Raw genomic sequence first — 12,304 nt, forward strand, 5'->3', positions numbered from 1 at the left:
GTTTCGCCCGGTCCGCGGCAGCCGGGCCGACGCCGGGGCGGCCCTATTCCAACCGCTCGGCCAGCCACGGGCCGATGATCGACAGCGCCTCCGGCGACGTCATCTCGGCATGCGAGACGGGTACCGGATACTCGGTGACCGCACCGGAGACGTAGGGCTGCCAGTCCTGCGCCCGGGGGGCGGGCCCGCCGGGGCCGGGGGTCGGGACCACGGCGCCGAAGTAGTCCACCGCGCCGTGGAAGACACCGGGCCGGTACCCGGCGATCAGCTCGGCCGAACGCACCGCCACCCGGTACACCTGCCGCAACCGCTGCGGGGTCATACCCACGAGATCGGGCGGAATGAGCGCGTGCAGCCGGGCCAGCGCCTCGTCCCCGAGATCGCGGATATCGGCGCCGGCACCGAGGATTTCGGCGCCGATGCCGAGTTCACCGAGCGCCTGCCGCACCGCGTCCTCGAACCCGGCGGTATCGGGGTCGGGATGGCTGTCCAGCAGCGCCAGCAGTTCGACGGTCTGCCCGGACTGCTGCAGTGCGGTCGCGATCGCGTGCGCCAGCACCCCGCCCAGCGACCAGCCGAGCAGCCGGTAGGGCCCCTCGGGCTGGACGCGCCGGATCTCGGCCAGATAGCGGGCGGCCACCTGGTCAAGCGAATCGGGTGCGTAATCCGCTTCGGTGAGCGCGGGCGACTGCACACCGTAGATCGGCTGCCCGGCCGGGAGTTCCCCGGCCAGCCCGGCATAGCACCAGGCCAGGCCGTACATCGGGTGGATGGCGAACAGTGGTGCGGCGGTACCGGTTCCACGGATGGGCAGCAGCACGCCCAGACCGGCTTCGGCGGCGGTGGGCTCCGCGTCGCCGCCGAGCCGGGCCGCGAGCCCGGCCACGGTCGCGTCGCCGAAGAACCACTGCACCGCCACCGGTATCCCGGTCTGCTCACGCAGTGCCGCGACCGCGCGGGTGGCCAGCAGCGAATTGCCGCCGAGACCGAAGAAATCGTCGCCGGCGCCCACCTCGTCCGCGCCCAGCAGTTCCGCGAAGGTCGCGGCCACCAGTTGTTCCATCGGCGTCTCCGGCGCGCGGGCGGCCGCGCTTCCGATGACCGCCGGCGTCGGTAGCGCCGCGCGATCGAGTTTGCCGTTCGGGGTGAGCGGCAACGCGTCTAGCACCACGACGGCGTCGGGAACCATATAGCCGGTCAGGAATTTCGCGACCGCGTCCCGGATCTCCGCTGGATCGAGCCGGGCGGCCGCGGCGGGTACGACGTATCCGATGAGCCGGTCGCCCGCCTCGCCGGTCCGCACCGTGACCACGGCCTGATCGACGCCCGCACAGCGCAGCAGCGCCGCCTCGATCTCACCCAGCTCGATCCGGAAACCGCGCAACTGCACCTGCTGATCGCCGCGACCCGAGTATTCCAGCCCGGACCGCTCCGGCCGCGGCGACCACCGGCCCAGATCGCCGGTGCGGTACAGCCGGGATCCCGGTGCGCCGTTGGGATTCGCGACGAACCGGGTCGCGGTGAGGCCCGGCCGGCCCAGATACCCGCGGGACAGTTGCGCACCGGAGATGTACAGCTCGCCGGGCACTCCCACCGGAGCGGGCCGCAGCCGGTCGTCCAGCACATAGGCGTTCAGCCCGGGCAGCGCCCGCCCGATTCCGCTGGCGCTCTCGGCGGTCGCGGTCTCGTCCACTTCCAGGAAGGAGACGTGCACGGTGGTCTCGGTGATGCCGTACATGTTCACCAGGCGCGGCGCCCCGGCCGGATGCCGGTCGAACCAGCGCGCCAGCTTACGGGGATCCAGCGCTTCACCACCGAAGATCACGTAGCGCAAGGCGAATTCGGCCGGCGCGGCCTCACGGTCGGCGGCTTCGAGCTGATAGAACGCCGACGGGGTCTGGTCGAGTACGGTGACCCGCTCCCGGATCAGCAACTCGCGGAACTGTTCCGGGGAGCGTGAGGTCGGATAGTCGACCACCACCACCGAACCGCCGGTCGCCAGCGCCGCCCACAGTTCCCACACCGAGAAATCGAACGCGTAGGAGTGGAACAGCGTCCACACATCGTCGGCGCCGAACTCGAAGAGCGGCTGGGTGTTGGCGAACAGTTCCACCACATTGCGGTGTGCCACCCCCACACCCTTGGGCACGCCCGTGGAGCCGGAGGTGTAGATGACGTAGGCGAGGCCGTCGGGGCGCAGCGGCGCCCGGCGGTCGGCGTCGCGCACCGGGTGATCGGCGAAGTCCCCGGTCTCGGAGAGCAGCACCACCGGCAGGTCGCCGGACGGGACGGCACCCTGTTCGGCCGCGGTGGTCAGCAGGCAGACCGGTGCCGCGTCGGCGAGGACGAATTCCAGGCGCTCGGATGGATATCCGGTGTCCACCGGCAGATAGGCCGCGCCGGACAGCAGCGCACCGAGCAGCGCGACCGGCAGCTCGGCGTCGCGTCCGACCGCCACCGCCACCAGCGATTCCGGACCGGCACCGCGGGCGATCAGCGCCCGCGCCACCCGGTTGGCCCGGCGGTGCAGTTCGGCGTAGGTCAGGGTGGTGTCACCGGCGCGGATCGCGGTGGCGTCCGGTTGCCGCCAGAGCTGTTCGGCGATCAGATCGGGCAGGGTGGCGCCCGGCACCCAGGCGCCGCGGATGTTCCAGGCGCGCAACACCTGGTCGGCCTCGCCGGGCGCGAGCAGATCGATATCGCCGGTGACCGTCGCCGGGTCGGTGGCGACCGCGGTGAGCAGCCGCACGAACCGATCCGCGATACCGCGCACGGTGGCGGCGTCGAAAAGGTCGGTGGCATAGGTGAACAGGGCCGTCATCGGCCCTTCGGCGGCCGCCTCGGCAATGGTGACCTGCAGATCGAACTTCGCCGGCGGTTCTCCGGAATCGAAACCGGAGACGGTGAGCCCCGGCAGTTCCAGATCGGTGCTGCCCAGGTTCTGGAAGGTCAGCATCACCTGGAAGAGCGGGTGCCGGGCCGCCGACCGGACCGGGTCGAGGAGTTCCACCAACTGCTCGAACGGCAGATCGGCGTGGCCGAAGGCGCCCAGATCGGTGGCCCGGGTGCGTTCGAGCAGCCCGGAGAAGTTCTCCCCCGGATCGACTTCGGTACGCAGCACCAGCGTATTGACGAACATGCCGATCAGATCGTCGAGTTCGGCCTCACCGCGCCCGGCCACCGGGGTGCCGATGGCGATATCCCGGGTCCCGGACAGCCGCGCGAGCAACAGTGCCAGCGCCGCGTGCACCACCATGAACGGGGTGGCGTTGTGCTGTGCGGCCACCGCTTCCAGCCGCGACCGCAGATCCGCGCCGATCTCACAGGCGAGGGTTTCGCCGCGGTAGGACGCGGCGGCGGGCCGGGGGCGGTCGGCGGGCAGCGGCAGTTCCTCGGGCAGACCCGCCAGGGTGTCGCGCCAGTACCGGGACTGCACGCTGAGCACGCTGCCCGGATCGGCCTCGTCGCCGAGCAGGGCCCGCTGCCAGACGCTGAAGTCGGCGTACTGCACCGGCAGCGGCGCCCAGGCCGGGGCCGCGCCACCGCGGCGGGCGGCGTAGGCGGTGATGAGGTCGCGGGTCAGCGGACCCATGGACCAGCCGTCGGTGCTGATGTGATGGGCGACGAAGACCAGCACGTGGTCGTCGGGCGCCAGGCTCAGCAACCGCACCCGGAACGGCAGCTCCCGGGTGACGTCGAAGCCCTCGGATACCGCCGACCACACCGCCCCCGGCAGTACCGTCTCGTTCACGGCCAGCGCCGGCAGCTCCACCGGGACGGCCGCGGCGATCCGCTGTACCGGACCGCCGGCGGTCTGCGGATAGGTGGTGCGCAGGATCTCGTGGCGGCGCACCAGATCTGCCACCGCGTCGCGCAGCGCACCGGTGTCGAGGTCGCCGGTGAGCCGGATGACCACCGGGATGTTGTATACGGCCGAACCGGTGTCGAATTGGTTGAGGAACCACATCCGCTGCTGGGCCAGCGACAGCGGGACGGGGTCGGGCCGGGGCCCGGCGACCAGCGGCGGCCGTCCGCCCTGCCCGGCCTGGGACTGTGCGCGGGCGGCCAGGGCGCTCACCGTGGTGGCCTCGAACAGGGTCCGCACCGGCAGCCGGGTGTCCAGCGCGGCGCCCAGCCGGGCCACGATCCGGGTGGCCAGCAACGAGTTTCCGCCGAGTTCGAAGAAATCGTCATCGGCGCCGACCTTCGGGGCGCCCAGCACCTCGGCGAACACACCGGCGACCAGTTCCTCGACCGGTGTGCTCGGCGCCCGGAAGCCGCGGGCGGCGAACTCCGGTTCCGGCAGGGCTTTCCGGTCGAGTTTGCCGTTGCTGTTCAACGGCAAAGCGTCGAGCACGACGAAGGCGGCGGGAACCATGTAGGAGGGCAGCGCCCGGGTGAGCGCGGTCCGCACGGCGGCGGTATCGATCGCGGCGTGCGTCCCGTCCACCTCCGCGGCGACCAGATAGGCCACCAGCCGCTCCCCGGCATGGGGATCGGCGACCGCCACCACCGCGGCGCGCGCGATATCCGGCGACGCCAGCAGCGCCGCCTCGATCTCGGCCGGTTCGATCCGGAACCCGCGGACCTTCACCTGGAAATCGGTGCGGCCGCGGTACTCCAGTTCACCGGCCGCGTTCCAGGCGGCCAGATCGCCGGTGCGGTATATACGTTCGCCGGGGGTGAGCGGATCGGCGACGAACCGTTCCGCGGTGAGCTCGGGGCGGCCGAAGTACCCGCGCGCCAGCTGCGCACCCGCCAGATACAGCTCGCCGGTCACCCCCGGCGGTACCGGGTTCAGGCGCGGATCCAGTACCTCCACCCGGCTGTTCCATTCGGGCACCCCGATCGCCACACCGAGTTCGTCCGCGGCGGTGACCCGGTGCACGGTGATCGATACCGCGGCCTCGGTGGGGCCGTACAGGTTGTACAGCGCGGTATCCGGGCGGTCGGCGAGCACCCGCTGCGCGGTGGCCGCGGGCAGGGCCTCACCGATGGCCAGGATCCGCCGCAGCGATTCCGGGGTGCCGTCGGCGGCGAGGGCGTCGAGCATCGACGGCACCACGTGCAGGGTGGTGACCCCCGTCCGCCGCATGAGGTCGTCGAGGTACACCGGGTCGCGGTGTCCGTCCGGCGCGGCGATCACCAGCGTGCCCGCGCAGGCCACCCCGGACCAGAACTCCCAGACCGACAGGTCGAAGGTGGCGGCGGTCTTGAGCAGGAACGTATCCACCGAATGCAGCCCGAATTCGGCCGTCTTCCAGGCCAGCTGGTTCACGATGGCCGAATGCGGGACCGCGACACCCTTCGGGCGGCCGGTGGACCCGGAGGTGAAGATCACGTAGGCGGTGTTGTGCGGCCGCAGCGCGCGCACACGGTCACGGTCGGTGATCGGGGCGTCACCGTCGTCCGGCCCGGCAGCGTCGTCCGGATCGTCCACGGTGAGCACCGGAGCCACCCCGGTGACGAAGCCGGTGGCGGTATCGGTGAGCACCGCGACCGGTGCGGCGGTCTCCAGGATGTAGTCGATCCGCTCCGCGGGCTGGTCCGGGTCCACCGGTACATACGCGCCGCCGGCGGCGGTGACGGCGTACATACCGACCACCAGGTCGGCCGAGCGCCGCATGGCCAGCGCGACCCGGTCCTCGGGGCCCACCCCCTGCGCGATCAGCCGCCGGGCCAGCCGGCGCACCCGGGCACCCAGTTCCGCATAACCGATCCGGGTGCCGTCGTCGGTGACCAGGGCCGGGGCGTCGGGCCGGGCCGCGAACGCGCGATCCAGGAAACCGGCCAGGGTGTCCGGGGTGTCGACGGCGTGCTCGGTGGCGTTGCGACCCACCAGCAGCTCGTGCCGTTCGGCCGTATCGAGCAGATCGATATCGCCGACCACGGCGGCCGGATCGGCGACGAGGGCACTCAGCAACCGGTGCAGGCGCGTCACCAGTGTTTCGACGGTGGCGGCGTCGAAGAGGTCGGTGGCGTAGGTGAGGAACCCGCCGATTCCGGCCGGTTCGCCCGCCGCGTCGTAACCGTCGCCGACGATGAGATGCAGGTCGAACTGGGAGACCCGCAGTTCCGCGTCGACCGGTGCCACCGACAACCCCGGCAGTTCCAGCGCTTCGCGGGCCACGTTCTGGAACGACAGCCCCACCTGGAACAGCGGGTGATGGGCGGTCGACCGGGGCGGGTTCAGCGCCTCCACCAGCCGCTCGAACGGGATATCCGCGTGGCCGAAGGCGGCCAGATCGGCGACCCGCTGCCGTTCCAGCAGCGCGGCGAAGGTCTCCCCGCGCTCGATCCGGCTGCGGAACACCACCGTATTGACGAACATGCCGATCAGATCGTCGAGTTCGCGTTCCCCGCGCCCGGCCACCGGCGTGCCGACGGCGATATCGTCGGACCCCGACAGCCGCGCGAGCAGCACCGCGAACGCGGTGTGCACCACCATGAACAGAGTGGCGTTGTGCGCGCGGGCCAGCCGTAGCAGCGCGGTATGGGTCTCGGCGTCGATCGCCACCGCGACCCGGTCGCCCGCCATCGACGCGACCGCCGGCCGGGGCCGGTCGGTGGGCAGTTCCAGCACATCCGGCAACCCGGCGAGCGTTTCGCGCCAGTAACCGATCTGACGGGCGGCCACCGAATCCGGATCATCGTCGGACCCGAGCACCGCGCGCTGCCACAGCGCGTAGTCGGCGTACTGCACCGGCAGCGGCGCCCATTCCGGGGCCGAGCCGGCGCTGCGCGCCGCGTAGGCGACCATCACGTCACGCACCAGCGGCGCCATCGAGGAGGCGTCGGCGGCGATATGGTGCACCACCACCGCGAGCACGTATTCGGGGTCCGAACCCGCCGGGATATCGGCGATCTCGAGCAGCCGTACCCGGACCGGAACCTGTTCGGTGACATCGAACGCAGCGGCGGCCAGGGTGTACACCTCCGCGGGCACCCGGGCCGCTTCCACCCGATGCGCGGCGGTGTCCAGCCGTACCCGCCCGGCGGGCAGTACCAGTTGCACCGGCCCGTCACCGGTTTCGGGGTAGACGGTGCGCAGCACCTCGTGCCGGGCCGCGACATCGTGCAGCGCCTCCCCCAGCGCCGCGATATCCAGACTGCCGGTGAGCCGCAGCGCGAACGGCAGGTTGTAGGCGGCCGAGCCCGCGGCGGCGGCCGCGTCCTCCCCTTGATCGAACCGGTTGAGGAACCACATCCGCTGCTGGGCCAGCGACAGCGGCAGCGTTTCGGGGCGCTCGATACCGGTGAGCGTGATCCCGCGACCGTCGTGGATCTGCGATTCCACCACCGCCGCCAGCGCGGTGACCGTCGGCGATTCGAACAGTGCGCGCACCGGAACCGTCGCCCCGATGGCCGCACCCAGCCGGGCCACGGCCCGGGTGGCGACCAGTGAATTACCACCGAGCGCGAAGAAGTCGTCGTCGGCGCCGACCCGGGCGACGCCCAGCACCTCGCCGAACACGCCCGCGACGATCTCCTCCACCGGGGTGGCCGGGGCCCGGAAGTCCCGTCCGGCGAATTCCGGCGCGGGCAGCGCCTTACGGTCCAGTTTCCCGCTGGGGTTGAGCGGGAAGGCGTCCAGCACCACCAGGGCGGCCGGAACCATGTACGCGGGCAGCACGTCCCCGAGACCGGCGCGGACGGCGGTGGTGTCGATGGTCGCGCCGGGTGCGGGCACCACATAGGCGACCAGCTGGTCACCGAGATCGGAGGCCGTCACCAGCGCCACCGCCTGGCTCACCACGGGTTCGGCCAGCAGGGCGGTCTCGATCTCACCCAATTCGATCCGCTGACCGCGGAACTTCACCTGGAAATCGGTGCGCCCCTGATAGTCCAGCACCACCGAGCCGGTATCCGGATGGACGCGCCAGGTCACCAGATCGCCGGTGCGATACATCCGGCGGCCGGTATCGAACGGGTCGGCGACGAACCGGTCGGAGGTCAGGTCGGGCCGCCGGGTGTAGCCGCGGGCGAGCTGGTCACCGGCCAGATAGAGTTCGCCGGGCACACCCACCGGCACCGGGCGCAACCGGCCGTCGAGAACGTAGACCCGGCTGTTCCACTGCGGCAGGCCGATCGGAACCGAACGGTCCAGCGACTGCTCCGCCGGCCAGTAGGTGATGGATACCGCGGCCTCGGTGGGCCCGTACAGATTGTGGACCGCCGCACCGGTGACGGTGCGCACCGCGGCCACCGTCTCCGGCGGCAGCGCCTCCCCGATCACGAAGATATCGCGCAGGGTCGGGCAGCTGCCGGGCGTGGTGTGCGCGGCGAAAACGGTGAGCATGGACGGGACGAAATCGGTGACCGTGACCCCGTGCTCCGCGATGGCCTCGGCCACGTACACCGGATCGCGATGCCCGTCCGGGGTGGCGACCACCAGGGCCGAACCCGACCGCAGCGGCATGAAATAGCCCCACAGCGAGACATCGAAGGTGGTCGCCGTTTTCTGCAGGTACACATCGCCGGGACCCATCGGGTACTCGTGCAGCATCCAGGCGATCTGGTTGGCGATGGCGGCATGCGGGACGGCGACACCCTTGGGCCGGCCGGTGGAACCGGAGGTGAAGATGACGTAGGCCGGGTGGTACGGACGGACCGGGATAGGCAGTTCCGCCGGACTGATCGGCCCGGATTCGTATTGCGCGGTATCGAGTTCGTCCAGGTTCAGCACCGGCGCGTCCGACGGCAGCCCGGTGGCGGCGCCGGTGGTGCTGAGCACCGCGAGCGGGCGGGCGGTATCCAGCACATGGGCGATACGGTCGGCGGGGTGGTCCGGATCGAGCGGGACGTACGCGCCACCCGCGGCCACGATCGCGTACATACCCACGACCAGATCGAGCGACCGCCGGATCGCCAGCCCCACCAGCACTTCCGGACCCACGCCGCGCTCGATCAGCAGCCGGGCCAGCCGGTTGACACGCGCGTCGAACTCCGCGTACGTGAGGCGTTCGGATTCGTAGACCACCGCCACCGCGCCGGGATACGCGGCGGCCGCGCGACGATAACCGTCGAGCAGCAGTTCCGCCGGAAGCGGGTGCGCGGTGTCGTTCCATTCCCGCAGGATCCGCAGACGTTCGGGCGCGGCGAGAATTTCGATCTCGCCGACCGGCCGGTCCGGGTCGGTGACGACCGCGTCCAGCACGCGCAGCAGCCGGTCGGCGAATTCCGCCACCGTCGCGCGGTCGAAGAGCTCCGTGGCATAGGTGAACATGGCACCGAGACCACCGTCGTCGCGCGGACCGATCGAGAGTTGCAGATCGAATTTCGCCACCGCGCCGTCGAATTCGACCCCCTGCACGGACAGCCCGGGCAGTTCCAGCGCCGGGGTCTCCATATTCTGGTAGAACAGCGCCACCTGGAACAGCGGGTGATGCGCCTGCGACCGCACCGGGTCCAGGGCCTCCACCAGCCGCTCGAACGGCAGATCGGCGTGGGTGAACGCGGCGAGGTCCGATTCGCGCACCCCCGCCAGCAGATCCGCGAACCCGCGCCCCGGGTCGACCTCGGTGCGAAGTACCAGAGTATTGACGAACATGCCGATCAGATCGTCGAGTTCGCGTTCGCCGCGGCCCGCGACCGGGGTGCCGATGGTGATATCGGTGGTCGCGGACAGTCGCGCCAGCAGCACCGCCAGCGCCGCGTGCACCACCATGAACACCGAGGCGCCCGAGGCCAGGGCGAGTTCTTCGAGCCGGGCGCCGGTCGCGGCATCCACCTCGAACCCGTGGATCGCACCGGCACCGGAGGCCACCGCGGGCCGGGGACGGTCCGCGGGGAGGTCGAGGCGGTCCGGGATACCGGCGAGCCGCTCTCGCCAGTAGGCCAGTTGCGCGGCGGCCACCGAACGCGGGTCGTCCTCGTCGCCGAGCACGGCCCGCTGCCACAGGGTGTAATCGGCGTACTGCACCGGCAGCGGCGCCCATTCGGGTGCCTCTCCGGACGTCCGGGCCAGATAGGCGGTCATCAGATCGCGCACCAGCGGACCGATCGACGAACCGTCGGCGGCGATGTGGTGCACCACCACCGAGAGCACATAGGCGGGTTCGGCGCCCTCGATACGGGCCAGTGCGATCCGCAGCGGAACCGCGGCCGCCACATCGAATCCGGTGAGCGCCTGCCCGACGATCCAGGTTTCGACCTCGTCCGCCGCGATCGGCCGCGGGGTGAGTTCCGGGGCGACCCGCTCGGCGGGCAGCACCACCTGATGCCCGGACCCGTCGACCTCCGGGTACACGGTGCGCAGCGATTCGTGCCGCCGCAGCACATCGGTGAGCGCCGCCTGCAGCGCCGCGACGTCCAGCTCACCGGACAACCGCACCGCGAAGGGAATGTTGTTGGCCGCCGACGCCGGGTCGAACCGGTTCAGGAACCACATCCGCTGCTGAGCCGGGGAGAGCGGGATGCTGTCCGGGCGTTCCTTCGCGAGCAGGGCCGGACGTCCGCCGGTACCGCTCAGCTCGGCCAGCCGGGCCGCCAGCGAAGCGACGGTGGACGCCTCGAAGATCATCCGCGCCGGCACCCGGGCGTCCACCGCCGCACCGAGCCGCCCCGCGACCTGGGTGGCGATGAGCGAATTACCGCCCAGTTCGAAGAAGTCGTCGTCGGCACCGATCGGGTCGGCGGGGTTCAGCAGATCGCCGAACACCTCGGCCACCCGCTTCTCCAGGGCTGTCTCCGGCGCCCGGTAGGTCCTGGTCCGCAGCTGCGGGGCCGGTAACGCCCCGCGGTCCAGCTTGCCGACCGGGGTCAGCGGGATCTCGTCCAGCACGGTGACACCGGCCGGGACCATATGCGCGGGCAGCCGGCTCGCCGCCAGCGCGAGCAGTTCCTCGGTATCGACCGTGCACCCGTCCGCGGCGTGGACGTAGGCCGCCAATACCGTGGCGCCGCTGTCGACGTCGTGCCCCACCGTGACCGCGAAATCCACGGACTCGTGGCTCGCCAGCACCGCGTCGATCTCGCCGAGCTCGATCCGGAAACCGCGGATCTTCACCTGGAAGTCGTTGCGGCCCAGATATTCCAGCGCCCCGTCGGGCAGCCGGCGCACCAGATCGCCCGTGCGGTACAGCCGGGAGGCGTCGTCACCGAAGGGGTCGGCCACGAACCGCGCGGCGGTCAGGCCGGGGCGGGCGTGATAGCCGCGGGCCAGTTGCGCGCCGGTGATGTACAACTCCCCCACAACGCCGTTCGGCACCGGCGAAAGCCGTTCGTCCAGCACGTATTCGGTGATACCCCGGGTCGGCGCACCGATGACCACCGTATCGCCGGGAGCCAGCGGATCGCTGATATTGGTCATGATGGTGGTCTCGGTGGGACCGTAACCGTTGTAGAACTCGCGCGGCCGGCCGTCGGCGAGGGTTCCGGCCCAGCGGCGCACCAGGTCCGGCGGGCAGGCCTCGCCGCCGGCCACCACGACCCGCAGGTCGTCCAGGTTCGCCGGATCGAGGGAGGCCAGCGCGGCCGGGGTGATGAAGGCATGGGTCACCCGCTCGCGGCGCAACAGCGCGGCCAGTTCGTCACCGCCGTACACGGTGGGCGAGGACACCACCATGGTCGCCGCGCCGCCCAATGCCAGCAGCAGTTCCAGGACCGACGCGTCGAACGACGGTGAGGCGAAATGCAGGGTCCGGGAGGAGGTGTCGACCCGGTACCGGTCGTGCTGCTCGGCACAGAATCCGGCCAGCCCGGCCTGGGTGACCACCACACCCTTGGGGGTTCCGGTGGAACCGGACGTGTAGATCACGTAGGCGGGGTGTTCGGCGCGCAGCGGGCGCACCCGGTCGGCGAAGGTCACCGGATCGGCGGATTCGGCGGCCAGCCGCTCGGCGGTCTCGGCGGAATCGAGCCGCAGCCACTGCACCTGCTCGGGCAGGCCGGCGGCGGCCTCGCCCGCCGACAGCCCGAACACCGCGCCGGAGTCGGTGACCATATGGCGTACCCGGTCGATCGGGTAGTTCGGGTCCACCGGGACATACCCGGCGCCGGTCTTGGCGACCGCCCACACCGCCACCACCGAATCCGCCGAGCGCGGGATACCGATGGCGACCAGGTCCTCGGGCCCGATGCCCCGGGCGATGAGCAGCCGGGCCAGCCGATTGGAACGTTCGTCGAGTTCGGCGTAGGTGAGGGTCGCGAGGGTGGCGCCGGCGTCGGCGTGCACGACCGCGATACCGGTCGGATTCGTTTCCACCGCGGTGGCCATGAGCTGCGGCAGCGCGGTGAGCCGGGGCCGTCGGGTGCGGGTGGGCCGGGTACGTGCGGGGCGGGTCATACCTGCCTCACACCCTGA

General features: G+C 71.3%; 1 protein-coding gene. It reads right to left on the reverse strand.

Going from position 1 to position 12,304, the window contains the following annotated elements; translation table 11 throughout:
• Positions 1–43: 43 nt before the first annotated feature.
• Positions 44–12,286, reverse strand: coding sequence for an amino acid adenylation domain-containing protein (locus AB0F41_RS11395; RefSeq protein ID WP_357422694.1), 12,243 nt, complete (start codon positions 12,284–12,286; stop codon positions 44–46).
• Positions 12,287–12,304 lie beyond the last annotated feature (18 nt).

The sequence above is a fragment of the Nocardia sp. NPDC024068 genome, assembly GCF_040638875.1.
Taxonomy (GTDB): Bacteria; Actinomycetota; Actinomycetes; order Mycobacteriales; family Mycobacteriaceae; genus Nocardia.